Annotated in this window: 17 protein-coding genes; 7 read left to right on the forward strand and 10 right to left on the reverse strand. The window is 66.1% G+C overall.

Features of this window, described 5'->3' with window-relative positions; translation table 11 throughout:
• The first annotated feature begins 7 nt into the window (after positions 1–7).
• The 5 genes from ACTUWL_RS22090 to ACTUWL_RS22110 all read left to right on the forward strand — a co-directional run bounded on the left by ACTUWL_RS22090 (position 8) and on the right by ACTUWL_RS22110 (position 4,481).
• Positions 8–961, forward strand: a complete 954-nt coding sequence (locus ACTUWL_RS22090) for a sulfonate ABC transporter substrate-binding protein (RefSeq protein ID WP_021076991.1) — start codon at positions 8–10, stop codon at positions 959–961.
• Positions 943–2,124 carry an FMNH2-dependent alkanesulfonate monooxygenase gene (gene ssuD / locus ACTUWL_RS22095; protein WP_035650137.1) on the forward strand — a complete coding sequence of 394 codons (1,182 nt, stop codon included), beginning with the start codon at positions 943–945 and terminating at the stop codon, positions 2,122–2,124. Before ACTUWL_RS22090 ends, ssuD begins: the two co-directional genes overlap by 19 nt.
• Positions 2,125–2,264: 140 nt before the next feature.
• The gene (locus tag ACTUWL_RS22100; protein ID WP_210256672.1) at positions 2,265–3,029 is read left to right on the forward strand and encodes an ABC transporter permease subunit; all 765 of its coding nucleotides are present in this window, start codon (positions 2,265–2,267) and stop codon (positions 3,027–3,029) included.
• Between the two features lie 8 nt (positions 3,030–3,037).
• On the forward strand, positions 3,038–3,883 hold the full coding sequence (locus ACTUWL_RS22105; protein WP_021076994.1) for an ATP-binding cassette domain-containing protein: 846 nt from the start codon (positions 3,038–3,040) through the stop codon (positions 3,881–3,883).
• A 7-nt stretch (positions 3,884–3,890) separates the two neighbouring features.
• Complete coding sequence (locus ACTUWL_RS22110; protein ID WP_021076995.1) at positions 3,891–4,481, forward strand: flavin reductase family protein; 591 nt, start codon at positions 3,891–3,893, stop codon at positions 4,479–4,481.
• Positions 4,482–4,622: 141 nt separating this feature from the next.
• Here ACTUWL_RS22110 and ACTUWL_RS22115 read toward each other — a convergent pair whose 3' ends face one another.
• On the reverse strand, positions 4,623–5,003 hold the full coding sequence (locus ACTUWL_RS22115) for a hypothetical protein (protein ID WP_021076996.1): 381 nt from the start codon (positions 5,001–5,003) through the stop codon (positions 4,623–4,625).
• A gap of 169 nt (positions 5,004–5,172) precedes the next feature.
• Here ACTUWL_RS22115 and ACTUWL_RS22120 point away from each other — a divergent pair, with 169 nt between their 5' ends.
• Positions 5,173–5,328 carry a hypothetical protein gene (locus tag ACTUWL_RS22120; RefSeq protein WP_021076997.1) on the forward strand — a complete coding sequence of 52 codons (156 nt, stop codon included), beginning with the start codon at positions 5,173–5,175 and terminating at the stop codon, positions 5,326–5,328.
• Positions 5,329–5,367: 39 nt separating this feature from the next.
• Here ACTUWL_RS22120 and flbD read toward each other — a convergent pair whose 3' ends face one another.
• The 6 genes from flbD to sciP all read right to left on the reverse strand — a co-directional run bounded on the left by flbD (position 5,368) and on the right by sciP (position 10,967).
• Positions 5,368–6,753, reverse strand: a complete 1,386-nt coding sequence (flbD, locus tag ACTUWL_RS22125) for a sigma-54-dependent transcriptional regulator FlbD (protein WP_021076998.1) — start codon at positions 6,751–6,753, stop codon at positions 5,368–5,370.
• Positions 6,754–6,808: 55 nt separating this feature from the next.
• A complete protein-coding gene (gene fliN, locus ACTUWL_RS22130; protein WP_021076999.1) occupies positions 6,809–7,159 on the reverse strand; it encodes a flagellar motor switch protein FliN in 351 nt (116 codons plus the stop codon).
• A gap of 20 nt (positions 7,160–7,179) precedes the next feature.
• Positions 7,180–7,803, reverse strand: coding sequence for a FliH/SctL family protein (locus ACTUWL_RS22135; protein WP_021077000.1), 624 nt, complete (start codon positions 7,801–7,803; stop codon positions 7,180–7,182).
• Positions 7,803–8,888 (reverse strand): flagellar motor switch protein FliG, encoded by a 1,086-nt coding sequence (fliG, locus tag ACTUWL_RS22140; protein WP_021077001.1) that lies wholly within the window; start codon positions 8,886–8,888, stop codon positions 7,803–7,805. The genes ACTUWL_RS22135 and fliG overlap by 1 nt, the downstream gene beginning before the upstream one ends.
• A 1-nt stretch (position 8,889) precedes the next feature.
• Positions 8,890–10,518: a flagellar basal-body MS-ring/collar protein FliF gene (gene fliF / locus ACTUWL_RS22145; protein WP_035650169.1), complete on the reverse strand. Its 1,629-nt coding sequence runs from the start codon at positions 10,516–10,518 to the stop codon at positions 8,890–8,892.
• A 173-nt stretch (positions 10,519–10,691) separates the two neighbouring features.
• Complete coding sequence (sciP, locus tag ACTUWL_RS22150; RefSeq protein WP_002714638.1) at positions 10,692–10,967, reverse strand: CtrA inhibitor SciP; 276 nt, start codon at positions 10,965–10,967, stop codon at positions 10,692–10,694.
• A 570-nt stretch (positions 10,968–11,537) separates the two neighbouring features.
• Here sciP and ACTUWL_RS22155 point away from each other — a divergent pair.
• Positions 11,538–12,317 carry an alpha/beta fold hydrolase gene (locus ACTUWL_RS22155; RefSeq protein ID WP_021077003.1) on the forward strand — a complete coding sequence of 260 codons (780 nt, stop codon included), beginning with the start codon at positions 11,538–11,540 and terminating at the stop codon, positions 12,315–12,317.
• 78 nt (positions 12,318–12,395) lie between these two features.
• Here ACTUWL_RS22155 and ACTUWL_RS22160 read toward each other — a convergent pair whose 3' ends face one another.
• The 3 genes from ACTUWL_RS22160 to ACTUWL_RS22170 form a co-directional block, all read right to left on the reverse strand.
• Positions 12,396–13,619 carry a hypothetical protein gene (locus tag ACTUWL_RS22160; RefSeq protein ID WP_035650140.1) on the reverse strand — a complete coding sequence of 408 codons (1,224 nt, stop codon included), beginning with the start codon at positions 13,617–13,619 and terminating at the stop codon, positions 12,396–12,398.
• 608 nt (positions 13,620–14,227) lie between these two features.
• On the reverse strand, positions 14,228–14,377 hold the full coding sequence (locus tag ACTUWL_RS22165; protein WP_158267750.1) for a hypothetical protein: 150 nt from the start codon (positions 14,375–14,377) through the stop codon (positions 14,228–14,230).
• Positions 14,378–14,745: 368 nt separating this feature from the next.
• Complete coding sequence (locus tag ACTUWL_RS22170; protein WP_146160329.1) at positions 14,746–14,928, reverse strand: hypothetical protein; 183 nt, start codon at positions 14,926–14,928, stop codon at positions 14,746–14,748.
• Positions 14,929–15,008: the final 80 nt, after the last annotated feature.

Here is a 15,008-nt window from a genome sequence, read left to right on the forward strand (position 1 = left end):
ATTTCCCATGACGCGTTTGTTCCGGCGCTGGGTCGCCCGCGCGGTGATATCGGTCAGCATCGTCGCGGCGACGGTCGGCGCGTCCTACGGTCAGGACAAGGTGGTCCGCATCGGCTTCCAGAAATACGGCAAGCTGGTTTTGCTCAAGAGCAAGGGCTCGCTCGAGCAGAAGCTGAAGTCGGTCGGCTACTCGGTCGTCTGGACCGAGTTTCCGTCCGGGCCGCCGCTGCTCGAGGCGCTCAATGTCGGCGCGATCGATTTCGGCAACACCGGCGAGGCGCCGCCGATCTTCGCGCAGGCCGCGGGCGCGCCGATCCAGTATGTCGCCTACGAGCCACCGGCGCCGAAAGGCGAGGCGATCCTGGTGCCGAAGGACAGCCCGATCAAGTCGGTCACTGACCTCAAGGGCAAGAAAGTCGCGCTCAACAAGGGCTCCAACGTCCACTATCTGCTGGTGAAGGCGCTGGAGAAGGCCGGCGTCAAATATTCCGAGATCGAGCCGGTGTTCCTGGCGCCGGCTGATGCACGCGCGGCGTTCGAGCGTGGTGCGGTCGATGCCTGGGTGATCTGGGATCCGTTCCAGGCCGCGGCAGAAGCTGCGACCGGTGCGCGCACGGTTGCCGACGGCACCGGCGTCGTCGCCAACTACCAGTTCTACTTCGCCTCGAAGAAGTTCTTGCAGGCCGATGCGAAGATCGTCGAGCTGGTGCTGGCGCAGCTCAGCGAAGTCGATGACTGGGCCAAGAGCGATATCCACGCCGTCGCCGAACAGCTGGCGCCAAACATCGGCCTGTCGGTGCCGGTGGTGGAGGTCGCGCTGAAGCGGCAGGCCTACGGCATCAAGCCGGTCACCGATGCCGTCATCGCGGATCAGCAACAGGTTGCCGACACGTTCTTCGCGCTCGGCCTGATCCCCAAACAAATCAAGATTTCCGACGTCGCATGGAGGCCGGGCACGTGAGCACCCCAACCAACGCCAACATCCTCTGGTTCCTGCCGACCCATGGCGACAGCCGCTATCTCGGCACGTCGATCGGCGGCCGCGAGGTGAACTTCAACTATCTGCGCCAGATCGCGCAGGCCGCCGACCAGCTCGGCTATTACGGCGTGCTGCTGCCGACCGGGCGGAGTTGCGAGGACTCCTGGGTGGTGGCCTCGGCCGTCGCGCCCTGGACCGAGCGGCTGCGTTACCTCGTGGCGGTCAGGCCCGGCCTGCAGTCGCCGAGCGTCGCCGCCCGCATGACCGCGACCTTGGACCGGCTGTCGAACGGCCGCCTGCTGATCAACGTCGTCACCGGCGGCGATCCGATCGAGAACAAGGGCGACGGCATCTTCCTCGACCACGACGAGCGCTATGCGGTGACCCGCGAGTTTCTCAACGTCTACAGCGATCTGCTCGCGGGCAAGACGGTCAACGTCGAGGGCCAGCACATAAGGATCGAGGACGGCCGTCTGCTGTTCAATCCGGTGCAGTCGCCGCGGCCGCCGCTGTATTTCGGCGGCTCGTCGGATGCCGGCATCGACGTCGCGGTCGACACCGTCGACAAGTACCTGACCTGGGGTGAGCCGCCGGCGCAGGTCGCCGAGAAGATCGCCAAGGTGAAGGCGGTTGCCGCGCAGCGCGGCCGCAAGCTCTCGTTCGGCATCCGCCTGCACGTGATCGTGCGCGAGACCAATGCCGAGGCGTGGAAGGCGGCCGACGAGCTGATCCAGTACGTCACCGACGACACCATCGCTACCGCGCAAAAGATCTTCTCGCGGATGGATTCGGTCGGCCAGCAGCGGATGGCGCAGCTGCATGGCGGCCGGCGCGACCAGCTCGAGATCAGCCCGAACCTGTGGGCCGGCGTCGGCCTGGTGCGCGGCGGTGCCGGCACCGCGCTGGTCGGCGATCCCGAGACCGTCGCAGCGCGGATCAAGGAGTATCAGGAGATCGGCGTCGATACGTTCATCATGTCGGGTTACCCGCATCTGGAGGAAGCCTATCGCTTCGCCGAGCTGGTGTTCCCGCTGCTGTCGCTTGCGCACGGCAACAACGTGACGTCGATCAGGGTCAACACCGGGCCGTTCGGTGAGACCATCGGCAACGAATATCGGCCGCAGAAACAGGCGTCGCAATCATGAGCTTGATCGATTCACTCCCGCGCCGCAAAGCGTTTTCGAGCGAGGTGGGTGCCGGTTCGCGTGAAGAAAACACGTCAAACCAAAAATCTGAAGCTCCGATCCGATCCGATCGGAACGGAAGCAGCTCCAGCGTTCTCAAATTGCCCAGGGTCGACGGCCTGATCCCGTGGATCGTGCCGCTCGCGATCGTTCTGATCTGGCAGCTTGCCTGCGTCACCGGCTACGTGCCGTCACGCGTGCTCCCGGCGCCGACCGATGTCGCGCTTGCGGGGTGGAAGCTGCTGCTCTCGGGCGAGCTGGTCCGCAACATCTGGGTCAGCTTCTGGCGCGCCTCGATCGGCTTTGTGATCGGCGGCGGCATCGGCTTCGCCTTCGGCCTCGCCAACGGGTTGTCGCAACTATCGGCGAAGCTCACCGACACCACGCTGCAAATGGTGCGCAACATCCCGCATCTGGCCTTGATCCCGCTCGTCATCCTCTGGTTCGGCATCGACGAGTCGGCCAAGCTCTTTCTCGTGGCGCTCGGCGTGTTCTTCCCGATCTATCTCAACACGCTGCACGGCATCCGTACCGTCGATCCGCAGCTGATCGAGATGGGCCGGATCTACGGCATGACCGACGGCGAGCTGTTCCGCCGGGTGATCTTCCCCGGCGCGTTGCCCTCGATCTTCGTCGGCCTGCGCTTTGCGCTCGGCATCATGTGGCTGACCTTGATCGTCGCGGAGACCATCGCGGCCTCGTCGGGGCTCGGATACATGGCGATGCAGGCCCGCGAGTTCATGCTGATCGATGTCGTCGTGCTCTCGATCCTGATCTACGCCTTGCTCGGCAAGCTCGCCGACAGCGCCTCGCGGGCGCTGGAGCGGCTGACCTTGTCATGGCATCCCGCCTTCCAGAAGAAGTGAGAATGAGAATGCAAGAAGCGCTTCGTTTCCAGGCGGTGGACGGCGAGCCGGTCGACCGCGCCGACATTGTCGTGCAGGCGCGGCAGCTGCGGCGAGCGCCCGAAGCCGCGGCGCGCGGCCTGTCGCTGACCATCCGCGGCCTGCGCAAGGCGTTCGGCGACAATGAGGTGCTGCGCGGCATCGACCTGCACATCCCGGCCGGCCAGTTCGTCGCGATCGTCGGCCGTAGCGGCTGCGGCAAGAGCACGCTGCTGCGCCTGATCGCGGGACTCGACGCGCCGACCGCGGGCAGCATCGCTTTCGGCGAACAGCCGCGGGCTCAGGATGTCCGCGTCATGTTCCAGGAGCCGCGGTTGCTGCCCTGGGCGCGGGTGCTCTCCAATGTCGAGGTCGGGCTGGGGCGCGAGCGTTCCTCGGCCGATGCGCAGGCGCGCGCCGAGCGCGCGCTGGTCGAGGTCGGCCTCGGCGACAAGCGCGGCCAGTGGCCGGCGGTGCTCTCCGGCGGCCAGAAGCAGCGCGTCGCACTGGCGCGGGCGCTGGTCAGCCAGCCGCGTGTGCTGGCGTTCGACGAGCCGCTCGGCGCGCTCGACGCGCTGACCCGGATCTCGATGCAGCAATTGCTGGAGCGGGTCTGGCGCGACCAGGACTTTACCGCGATCCTGGTGACGCACGACGTCGCCGAGGCGGTCGCGCTCGCCGACCGCGTGCTGGTCATCGAGGACGGCCGGATCGCCGAGGATGTCACGATCGACCTGCGGCGGCCGCGCCGGCGCGGTTCGGCCGAGCTCGCCGCGCTGGAAGGCGAGATCCTGAAGCACCTGCTCGAGGGCAGTGAAGACACATCCGGTCTGTGAGGTCGCCATGAACTCCGTCGTGCGCAATGTTTCGATCGAACCCGCGGTCAGCGCCGCCGACTTTCGCGGCGCGATGCGCCATCTCACCGGCGGCGTCAGCATCATCACGGCCGGTAAGGGCAAGGACATCTCGGGGATGACGGTGACCTCGGTGTCGTCGCTGTCGGTCGAGCCGCCGTCGCTGATCGTCAGCATCAACCGCGCCGCCTCTTCCTGGCCGCTGATCGCGCGTCACGGCGCGTTCGGCGTCAACATTCTGAACGCAGATCAGCTCGAGATCGCCGAGCGTTTCACCGGCAAGGGCGGCCTGAAGGGCGCCGAGCGGTTCGAAGGTGCCGAATGGGCGACGCGCGCGACGGGTGTTCCGTTGCTGGTCGGCGCGCTGGCGGCGATCGACTGCGAGGTCGAGGAGATCATCGAGCGGCATTCTCATGCAATCGTCATCGGCCGCGTGCTCGATGTGATCGCATCGGAACGCACCGCCGCGCTGGCGTATTGGCACGGCGAATACGTCGCGATCGACCGCGACGAGGACGCCGCCAGGCTGGCCGAGGTCAGCCTGCCATCACGGCACGTCCACGCCCGGGACGTGGGTTAGGCTCTGATCCGCGCAGCCGCGCCGCCCGTCCGGATCTGCCTTTAAAGCGCGATGATATTTGGTTGAATCGTCATCGCGCTTTAGCTCTTGTTTGAGCATGATCTTTTCGGAAAACCGCTTCGCACTTTTCCGGATCATGCTTCAGAGGACCGCGCTCAGCGTCGCCGGGCTGTCGATGATCACGGTGCTGCCGCGGACGCCGTACCAGACCGCCTGAACGGACTGGGCCGCGTTGGCGAGCGGGATGCCGACGACCAGCGTGGTCGGGATGCGGCCCGAACTGATCGGCACCGGCTCATTGTAGGTGAAGCTCGCCACGACTGGCGAAATCGCGCCGTTGACGCTGACACCGAATGTGCCGCCTGGATTTTCGTTGCCGGTGGCATAGGGCATCGGAACGTTGAGGGTGATGACGGCCGTGGTGCCGACGCCTTCGGGAATCGTCAGAGCGAGGCCGGGAATCGGCGTCCAGGTGGGGGCATTCGTCGAATGGTTGCCGCTGGTCTGCGCGTAAAGAGCCATATCACTCTCCAGTTGTCTAAAAGTAAAATCACAATAGGAGATTGAATACGGCAACCGGCCGCAAGATTCAAGGGATCAACGGCAGGGAGGCCGGCGCAGCATGTTGGCCGTGGCGGTTTTCCGGCAAGCGCACTAAAAGCCGCGGATATTTCGGAGACGTGACGGTTCGATGAAGCGCCTGGGAGCCTGGCTGTTCTATCTCGTGGGTGCGATCGCCGTCGCCTATCTCGCGCTCTATGCCTATGTGACCTTCACCGGCCGCGACATCACGCCGGGCGATCCGATCCGGATCTTTCGCAAGCCTGATGCGCCGAACTATTCGTGAGGCAAGGCACGCAGCGGGATTTCCCCGCCGCTTGCTTGCTCAGCCGGCGTTGGCCATGCGCTGATAGTCGGGCGCGCCGTTGCCGGCCGGGGTGATCGGGATGCCGCCGTCGGCATATTCGTTCAGCTTGTTGCGCAGCGTCCGGATCGAGATGCCGAGGATGTTGGCCGCATGGGTGCGGTTGCCGAGGCAGTGCTTCAAAGTTTCCAGGATCAGATCGCGTTCGACGTCGGCGACGGTGCGGCCGACCAGCGCGCGGGTGACCTGCTCGGCGGCCAGCGTCGCATGCGCCACCGCGGGCGCGGTCTTGGCAAGGTCGAGGCGGTCGCCGTCGGGGGTCAGGATCGCATCGGGGCCGATCTCGTCGCCTTGCGCCATCAGCACCGAGCGATGGATGGTGTTCTCGAGCTCGCGGACGTTGCCCTGCCAGCGGTTCGCGGTCAGGACGCGGCGGGCCTCGGCGGAGATCGGACGGACCGGAAGGCCGTTGGCTTCGGCATATTTCTTGGCGAAATGCTGCGCCAGTTCGAGGATGTCGGCCGGACGATCGCGCAGCGGCGGGATCTTCAGATTGACGACGTTGAGGCGGAACAGCAGGTCCTCGCGGAAGCTGCCTTCGCGCACCGCCTCGGACAGATTGCGGTTCGAGGTCGCGATGATGCGGATGTCGACCGGAACCGGCCTGGTGCCGCCGACGCGGTCGATCACCCGCTCCTGAATCGCGCGCAACAGCTTTGATTGCAGGCGGACGTCCATCTCGGAGATTTCGTCGAGCAGCAGCGTGCCGCCGGTCGCTTCCTCGAACTTGCCGATCCGGCGGGCCACCGCGCCGGTGAAGGCGCCCTTCTCGTGGCCGAACAGCTCGGATTCCAGTAGGTGCTCGGGGATCGCCGCGCAGTTGATCGAGATGAACGGCCGCTTGGCGCGGGCCGAGCGCGAGTGGACATAGCGCGCCAGCACTTCCTTGCCGGTGCCGGACTCGCCGGTGATCATGACCGAGGCGTCGGAGCCCGCGATCTGCTGCGCCAGCTTGATCACCCGGCCCATCGCCTCGTCGCGCCAGATCAGGTCGCGCGCGTCGTTGGCGACCGCGGCGAGCACGGCTGCGATCAGCTCGGGGTCGGGCGGCAGCGGGATGTATTCCTTGGCGCCGGCGTGAATCGCGGCGACCGCGGCGCGGGCGTCGTTGGAGATGCCGCAGGCGACGATCGGCACGTGGATGTGCTCGGCCTCGAGCCGCATCACGAGATCGCGGATGTCGAGGCCGACATCGACCAGCAGCAGGTCGGCGCCCTTGCCGCCGCGCAGCACGTTCATCGCCTGTTCGGCGGCCTCGGCGTGGGTCACCGAGGCGCCGTTGTCCATCGCGATCTTGGTCGCGGTCGTGAGCTGGCCCTTCAGGGTGCCAACGATGAGAAGCCGCATGATGATCTCCTGTTCGTCTGGTCGCGCAGGTTCCGCGCGCTACCGTTGCATTCGTTTAAGAGCGTTCTGCCTTGATGATTTCGGTCATGGTCACGCCGAGCTTGTCTTCCACCAGCACCACTTCACCACGCGCCACCAGGCGGTTGTTGACATAGATGTCGATCGCCTCGCCGACCCGGCGGTCGAGTTCGAGCACGGTGCCCGGCCCGAGCTTCAGGAGGTCGCCGACGTCCATCTTGGAGCGGCCGAGCACCGCCGAAACCTGCACCGGCACGTCGAACACGGCCTCGAGGTCGGCCGCGATGCGCGCGGCATTTTCGTCCTCGTTGTAGCCGATGTCGTCGATCCCGGGCGCATCGGCGGCGTTGAGATCGGGAAGCGGGACGTGGGTGTCGGTGTCGCTCATGGTTCAGCCCTCAATCGCCTTCAGCCGGCCTGGCCGCGGGACGCCAGATAGCGCCCGACGAGTTCGTTGATCTTGCCTTCGATCGCGGCGCGCTCCAGCACGACGCCGCCGTCAGCCCATTCGATCCGGCAGTCGCCGGTCGCGATGGTCGGCTCGGCCAGGATCACCAGCCGGCCCTGGAAGCCCGAATGCGCCGCCATCTGCTCGATGTTGTGATGCGCCGCCTCATACAGCGCGTCGTTGATGCGGACCACGAGATGCGGCGTCGCCACCAGATGCGAGAAGCAGTCGCTGACCAAGGCGGTGATCTCGCCGAGCGGCTCGCGCGCGACCAGCTCATTGCAGAGCTTGCGGGCGACCGCGACGGCGACGTCGACCGCCTCGGTCTCCATCCGCGTCTCGATGCCGGCAAAGCGCGCCGCAATGCCCTTGATCGCGGTGCCGATCTCTTCGAGTGCCTGCGCGGCGCGGCGGTCGCTCTCGACCTTGGCCTCGCGCAGCGCGGCCTCGTAGCCGGCGCGATAGGCCCGGGCCTCGGCGTCGGCGACCTTCTGGGCGACCTCGGCGGGTGTCGGCGCGCGCTCGCGGGCGCGGTCCGGGGCCGAGAAGTCGGTGTCGAACAGGAATTTTGCAGGTGCGGCCATCAGTACACCAGCTCGTCGTCGGCGCGGTTCTTGGTCAGCGTGATCTCGCCGCGGGCGGCGAGATCCTTGGCGAGGTTGACCAAGAGCGCCTGCGCCTCGTCGACGTCGCGCAGCCGCACCGGGCCCATCGCCGCCATGTCGTCCATCAGCATCTTGCCGGCGCGCGAGGACATGTTGCCGAGGAAGAAGCTGCGCACCTCCTCATTGGCGCTCTTCAGCGCGACGCCGAGCTTGTCCTTGTCGATGTTGCGCATCAGGGTCTGGGCCGAGGCGGAGTCGAGCTTGATCAGGTCGTCGAAGGTGAACATCAGCGCCTTGATGCGCTCGGCGGATTCACGGTTCTCTTCTTCCAGCGAGGTGATGAAGCGGGTCTCGGTCTGGCGGTCGAAATTGTTGAAGATCTCGGCCATCACCTCATGGGCATCGCGGCGGCGGGTCTGCGACAGGTTCGACATGAACTCGGTGCGCAGCGTCTGCTCGACGCGCTCGATCACTTCCTTCTGCACCGCCTCCATCCGGAGCATGCGGCCGACCACGTCGAGCGCGATGTCTTCGGGCAGGATTGCGAGCACCCGCGCGGCGTGCTCCGGCTTCAGCTTCGACAGCACCACGGCGATGGTCTGCGGGTACTCGTTCTTGAGGTAGTTGGCGAGCACCTCTTCCTGCACGTTGGAGAGCTTCTCCCACATGTTGCGGCCGGCGGGGCCGCGGATCTCGTCCATGATGCCGGTGACGCGCTCGGCCGGCAGATATTGCTGCAGCAGCCGTTCGGTGGCGTCGAAATTGCCCATCAGCGCGCCGGAGGCCGACATCCGCGAGACGAATTCCAGCATCAGGTCCTCGACCACGTCGGCCTCGACGGTGCCGAGCGTCGACATGTGGACCGACAGCTCGCGGACCTCCTCGTCGTCGAGCATCGACCAGATCTTGCCGCCATATTGTTCGCCGAGCGCGAGCATCAGGATCGCGGCGCGCTTCGGGCCGGGCAGCGGCTTGCCTTTGGGCCGGGCGCTCTGCCGGTTCGCCAGCGTCGACAGGACGGTGGCGATATCGTTGGCGTTGGTGGTCTGGGGTACGGCGGCCATGTCAGTTCTCTACCGGCTCGCTCAGCCATTGACGGACGATGGAGACGGTCTCGTTCGGATTGCGCTCGGCGAGCTCGCCGACCCGGTGCACGGCCTGGGCGTGCACCTGGCCCTGGATCTGGGCCACGTCGATCAACTGCGCCGTGCCGCTGCCGCTCGGGATCAGCGCCTGGCCGGTCGCCCCGGCGCTCTCGGCATGGGCTTCGGCGAGCGCAGGCAGGCCGCCGCCGGCGAGCGACGGAATGGCGTCGGCCGCGACGATGCGCTTGACCAGCGGACGCACCACCATGAACAGCACCACCAGGCCCAGCATCATCATGACGCCGAGCTCGATGACGTACATCACGTCATCCTTGGTGAATTGCAGCATGCCGAGCAGGCCGGTCGGCTCGCTGATCGGCTGCGAGGCGGGCGGCTCGGCGAAGCGGAGGTTGACGACCTCGACCTGGTCGCCGCGCTTCTGGTCGAAGCCGATCGCGGAACGGACCAGGGCGGCGATGCGGTCGAGCTGCTCCTTGGTGCGGTCCTGGTAGACCATCTCGCCTTTTTCGTTCTTGGCGTAGGCGCCGTCGACCAGCACCGCGACCGAGATGCGGTTGACGCGGCCGGCCTCGGTCACCTCGGTCTTGGTGGTGCGGGAGATCTCGTAATTGTTGGTCTCCTCGCTCTTCTTGCTCTGGTCGCGGGCGCGGGCGGCGTTGTCCTGGTTCTGGCTGCCCGGCAGCTCGTTGGCGACGGTGACCTGGCCGGAATTGTCGGCGGTGAGGCTCGATTCCTCGCGGGTCTGGGTCGAGCGCAGCACGCGGCCTTCGGGGTCGAACTTGTCCGAGGTCTGGGTGATCTTGTTGTAGTCGAAGTCGGCGGAGAGCTGGACGCGGGCGCGGCCGGCGCCGACCACCGAGGAGACGATGTCCTCGACCTGCTTGCGCATCCGCTTCTCGAAGGCGGCGCGGCGCTCGTCGCCAACAGCGGCATCGGCGTCGGATTGGGCGCCGTCGGCGAGCAGCTGGCCGGCTTCGTCGACGATCGAGACCCGTTGCGGCTTCAGCCCGTTGACCGCGGAGGCGACGACATGGCGGATCGCGCGGATCTGCTGCTGCTCCAGCGCGCCGCGCACCCGCAGCACGATCGAGGCCGAGGGCTCCGGCGTCTCGCGCGAGAACAGCGGCTTTTCCGGCAGCACGAGGTGGACGCGCGCGGCCTGGACGCGGTCGATGGCGCGGATGGTGCGGGCGAGCTCGCCCTCCAGCGCGCGCAGATGATTGATGTTCTGGACGAAGCTCGTGGTGCCCAGCGCGTCCGACTTGTCGAAGATCTCGTAGCCGACGCCGCCGCCCTTGGGCATGCCGCCCTCGGCGAGCTTCATCCTGAGCCGCGTCACCTTGTCCTTCGGCACCATGATCGCGGCGCCGTCATTGCGCAGTTCGAACGGGATCGCCTGGCGCTCCAGCTCCTTGATGATGGCCGAGGAATCCTCGGTCGACAGGTCGGTGAACAGGGTGGTCATCTGCGGCGTGGTGACGCGCATGATGACGAACGCGAAGAAGCCGATCAGGGCCGCAGTGACCGCAACCATGGCCGCGAGGCGGGCCGCACCAAGACCTCTCAGGAAAGCAACCAGACTTTGCACCAACGGCCCCCAGGGATTCGGCCCGCGTGGGTCCGACTGGGCAAATATTGCCTAGGGTATGGTTTCCATATGGTTAACGAAGGTTAAGAACCGCGGCAAAAACGCGGACATGAAAAAAACCGGCTTCGCAGAGCGAGGCCGGTTTTCGTCAAATGCCACGGATATTGGCAGGGTTACTGCCGGTATTGCTGGATACGTGTGGTGCGCAGTCCGGCCAGACCATGCTGGTCGATCGAGAACTGCCAGGAAAGGAATTCATCGACGGTCAGCGTATAGCGGCTGCAGGCCTCCTCGAGGGAGAGCAGGCCGCCGCGGACCGCAGCGACGACTTCGGCCTTGCGGCGGATGACCCACCGTTTGGTACCGGGGGCCGGCAAATCCGCAATCGTTAACGGGCTGCCGTCAGGCCCGATGACGTATTTCACCCTCGGGCGATGGGGTTCTGTCATGGTGTACTCACAAACTCTCAACCACTGAACTCGCGATTGGTAACCTACGCCTCCCGGTTTAAAATTTGCCTAAGCCCAAGCGTTCAATACGAATCTCGTTGGAACGGCCGGGAACAGGTGGCCGGGAAGGGGACGGCGAGGGAGCGGATCGGCTGCTGGACAGGCGGCTTCGCAGGGTTTCGTCGGGCAACGGAGCAAGCGGTACCCCTCTCCCTAACCCTCCCCCGCAAGGGGGGAGGGAACCCGCCCGCCGGTACGTCCCTCACAAATCTGACGTGTAATGACTCGCGCCAAGTGAGGTGAGCACACCAGTCAGGCTCACTCCCCCCTTGCGGGGGAGGGTTGGGGAGAGGGGTGGCCCCGGGCGAGATGCTCGATCGGAAGCTCGCTTCCACAATCTCGCCCCGCCGAACGTGAACGATCGTCGTGGTTCCCGCCTCTTCAACTATCCTTGATCTCCGCACTCGGAGCGACGCCGCGCGTAACCGCGCGCGGTTGCCTGCGTAGGAATGATTGTCTGCTCGCCGCAGATCGGCGCGCATCGCCAATCCTCCCATTCGGGTCCTTGTCATGATGATGAACAGACGCGCTTTCTCGACCGCCCTGCTTGCCGGTGCGGCAGCTTCACTGGTGTCCTCGCGCGGTTTTGCCGCACCCACGCTGCCGGTGCAGGCGCGCAATGTCGTGCTGGTGCACGGCCTGTTCGCCGACGGCTCGTGCTGGTCCGAGGTCATTCCGCGCCTGCAGGCCGCCGGGCTCAACGTGACGTCCGTGCAGAATCCGTTGACCACGCTGCCGGAGGCGGTCGCCTCGGCGCAGCACGTGCTCGATCGCCAGGATGGCCCGACCGTTCTGGTCGGCCATTCCTTCTCCGGCATGATCGTCACCGAAGCCGGTGTGCATCCGAACGTTTCGGCGCTGGTCTATGTCGCCGCGCGCGCGCCCGATGCGGATGAGGACTACACCGCATTGGCGAAAACCTATCCGACGCCGCCGGCGAGCGCCGGCATCGTGTTCGACGGCGACGAGGGCCGGTTGAGCGAAGCCGCGTTCCTGCGCGATTTCGCCGGCGACCTGCCGGAAGCCAAGGCGAAGGTGCTCTACGCCGTGCAGCAGCCGTTCCACAAGCAACTGCTTACTGGCAGGACCAGCCAAGCGGCCTGGCGCAGCAAGCCGAGCTATTACGCGGTCTCGACCGAGGACCGCACCATCAATCCGGATCTCGAACGCTTCATGGCGAAGCGGATGGGCGCCACCACGATCGAGCTGAAGGCCAGTCACCTCGCGCTGATCTCGCAGCCCGACCCGATCGCGCGGCTGATCCTCGACGCCGCAGGACGGCCGGAGTGAGTGCCAGCTCCCTCCACGCATCAATAACACAGCGGCCCTGGCAACGCTGAGCGTTCCCAGGGCCGCTTGGCATGCGCTCTATAAGATATGCGCACCATGGCTGTTGAGAATGCCGTGGTCACCCGTGAGCGGGATCAGGTCATGGACGACCGCATCGACATCGACCGGCGCGTTCGCGGTATTGCCGGAGGCAACGTTGCCGGCCAGCGCATGGCTGAGATTGAGTCCGCCGAGCAGGTTGCCGACCAACCCGTCCGCGCCGGCTCCGCCGAGCGATGGAATGCTGAGCGGACCATTCGTGCCGGTCAGCGCGCCGAGATCGAGCAGATGCGGTCCGTTCGCACCGACATCGACGGCGTTGACCTCGACGGTGTGATGATCGCCTGAGGTCGGCGCGGCAAGGATATCGATCGCCTGTCCGTTCGGTTGCGTCGGACCGACGTCGAGAGTGACGAGATGGCCGCTGTTCGGGTTGCCGAGGCTGCCGACGATTCCGCCGAGCAGTCCGCCGTCGCCGGCATTGTTCCCGCCATTCGCCGTCACCAGCGGCAGGCTCTGCAGGTCGTGGCCGACAGCCTGGATCAGATTGTCGACGGGATTGGTCGGGTCGTCCTTTCCACTGACAACACCGGTCAACAAATTGGCCGGCACGGCATCGACTGCGTGCACGGTATCGGTGAGATCGGCGCCGAGATGCGTCACCGCATCGGTCGCATGGCCTGCGAGGACGTCGCCGGGCGTGTTGAGCAGATCGGTCAAGAGATTGCTGTGCCCGTCGGCAGCGGGCGGAGCGCCGAGTTGTCCGAGCCCGACCGTGCCGGCGAGATTGGTGACGGCGTGAACCGCGTTGTCGAGGCCCGCCTCATGCCCGATCGTCGTGAGAAGACCGCTTGCGTCGGACGCGCCGGCGTTGACCGCGTTCAGCACCGGTTGCAGCAATCCGTGCTGTCCGGCGAGCACCAGGCCGTTGCCTTGGCCGAGACCGGCCGGCAGCGCGCCGATCGCATTCACGGTATCGGTGAGGTCGGCGCCCAGATTCGTCACGGCGTCGGAGGTGTGACCTGCCAGGACGTCGCCGGGCGTGTTGAGCAGGTCGGTCAGGAGATTGGAATGGCCGTCGGCAGCGGGGGTGGCGCCGAGCTGTCCGAGTCCGACCGTGCCGGCGAGGCCGGTGATGGCGTGGCCCGTGCCGTCCAGTCCCGCCTGCTGCCCGATCGTGGTGAGCAGACCGGCTGCGTTGGACGCGGCCGCGTTGACCGGGTTCAGCACCGGCTGGAGCAGCCCGTGCTGTCCGGCGAGCATCAGGCCATTGCCGGGGCCCGGTGATCCGCCGCTTCCGGAACCTCCGCCGCTGGAGCTGCCGCCGCCTGAAGAGGTGTTGCCGCCACCCGAGCCGCTACCGCCCGAAGCGCCACCGCCCGACGAGCCGCCGCCTGAGCTGCCGCCACCAGAACTTCCCCCGCTTGAAGTGCCGCCACCTGAGCTACCCGAGCCTGAAGCTCCCGCACCCGAGGAGCCTCCGCCCGAGGCGCCGGAACCCGGTGATCCCGTCATGCCGCCCGACGCCGAGCCACCGCCTCCTGCATCCGCGCCGCCGCCGTCTGCCGATTGTCCTGATGATCCGGAGCTGCCTGATCCGGACGAGGAGTCTCCGGGAGCCGTGCCCTGTCCCATGGCCAAATATTGATCAGCATACGCATTCGGGTCGCTCATGTGGTTTGCCTCCGTGTTGCGTCTAACCGGAGCAAAAACCGTGGTTTGAACGGATTGGTTGCGTCGCGCGCGCGCTTGTGCCCGAACGTGGCAAACAGCCGATGTGCGGCACGATTCAAATTTTCATCAAGCGAGCAGATGATGACGGTGGGCCTCGATGCGCGCGGCCCCGCGGGTGACCAATCCGGGATGGGTCGCTAGGCGCCGGGGTGTGGTTCGTCGTGCCGGATCACTTGCCGCTCAGCGCCAAGCAGATAAACACCGATCCCGACGAGGAACGCGAGCGACCAGACTTCCCAAACGGCGAATTTCAAATGGATGGCGATTGGAAGCGATGCAGCCGCCATGCAAATACTACCCAATATCCGAGGAAACATGGTGTGGCTCTAACAGGTTTCTGAAACTGCGATGGAGGTATCGAGCTCCGGATGGTACGGACGCTCACTTACGCACAGCTGACACGGCGACGCCGCCCGCTCGTTGCGGCCGGTTTCTCCGCAGAGATGCTTACTGTTTCCTGAAGCCGCCAGGCATGGACGCCGAACCGGCCGGCCTTGCGATCAGCGCTGCCGGCAGTTCGGGATGCAAATTTCTCTTGGCTGGCGGTCAGGGCATCCGCTCTGCCCAAACGAGATGAATGTGCAACCAGATTACGGATCGCTGCAAATTGTCGGGATACGCATCGGGCGGCTGCCCCGAAATCCCGGCTGCGCTCTTACTCGCCGGCGGCCGGCGGCAGCCGCTCCCGGAGCGCCGCGATCTCGAGCATGACGTTGATGGCGATTGTCTTGAGGCGCGCATTCTCGGCCATCGTCTCGGCGAGCTGAGGATGGATCGCTGCCGCGGGCTGGCGGGAGCCCTGGGCGAGTTCTGGTGGGGTGGGGCGTGTCGGGGTCACGAGCTTACTCTTGCCGGTGGTCGAGGGGACCAGCCTGTAGCTGCTGCGAAGTTTAGGGGCAGAATCGACGCTCAAGCGCG

Source organism: Bradyrhizobium sp. WCU1 (assembly GCF_053474805.1).

Excerpts from the sequence above, each read along its gene's own strand:
- ACTUWL_RS22160 (WP_035650140.1), bottom strand. The coding sequence starts at position 13,619 with ATGCTCGCCGGACAGCACGGGCTGCTCCAGCCGGTGCTGAACCCGGTC.
- fliG (WP_021077001.1), bottom strand. The coding sequence starts at position 8,888 with ATGGCCGCCGTACCCCAGACCACCAACGCCAACGATATCGCCACCGTC.
- fliN (WP_021076999.1), bottom strand. The coding sequence starts at position 7,159 with ATGAGCGACACCGACACCCACGTCCCGCTTCCCGATCTCAACGCCGCC.
- ACTUWL_RS22110 (WP_021076995.1), top strand. The coding sequence starts at position 3,891 with ATGAACTCCGTCGTGCGCAATGTTTCGATCGAACCCGCGGTCAGCGCC.
- flbD (WP_021076998.1), bottom strand. The coding sequence starts at position 6,753 with ATGCGGCTTCTCATCGTTGGCACCCTGAAGGGCCAGCTCACGACCGCG.
- ACTUWL_RS22165 (WP_158267750.1), bottom strand. The coding sequence starts at position 14,377 with ATGGCGGCTGCATCGCTTCCAATCGCCATCCATTTGAAATTCGCCGTT.
- ACTUWL_RS22115 (WP_021076996.1), bottom strand. The coding sequence starts at position 5,003 with ATGGCTCTTTACGCGCAGACCAGCGGCAACCATTCGACGAATGCCCCC.
- ACTUWL_RS22105 (WP_021076994.1), top strand. The coding sequence starts at position 3,038 with ATGCAAGAAGCGCTTCGTTTCCAGGCGGTGGACGGCGAGCCGGTCGAC.
- ACTUWL_RS22120 (WP_021076997.1), top strand. The coding sequence starts at position 5,173 with ATGAAGCGCCTGGGAGCCTGGCTGTTCTATCTCGTGGGTGCGATCGCC.
- ssuD (WP_035650137.1), top strand. The coding sequence starts at position 943 with ATGGAGGCCGGGCACGTGAGCACCCCAACCAACGCCAACATCCTCTGG.
- ACTUWL_RS22135 (WP_021077000.1), bottom strand. The coding sequence starts at position 7,803 with ATGGCCGCACCTGCAAAATTCCTGTTCGACACCGACTTCTCGGCCCCG.
- ACTUWL_RS22155 (WP_021077003.1), top strand. The coding sequence starts at position 11,538 with ATGATGATGAACAGACGCGCTTTCTCGACCGCCCTGCTTGCCGGTGCG.
- ACTUWL_RS22090 (WP_021076991.1), top strand. The coding sequence starts at position 8 with ATGACGCGTTTGTTCCGGCGCTGGGTCGCCCGCGCGGTGATATCGGTC.
- sciP (WP_002714638.1), bottom strand. The coding sequence starts at position 10,967 with ATGACAGAACCCCATCGCCCGAGGGTGAAATACGTCATCGGGCCTGAC.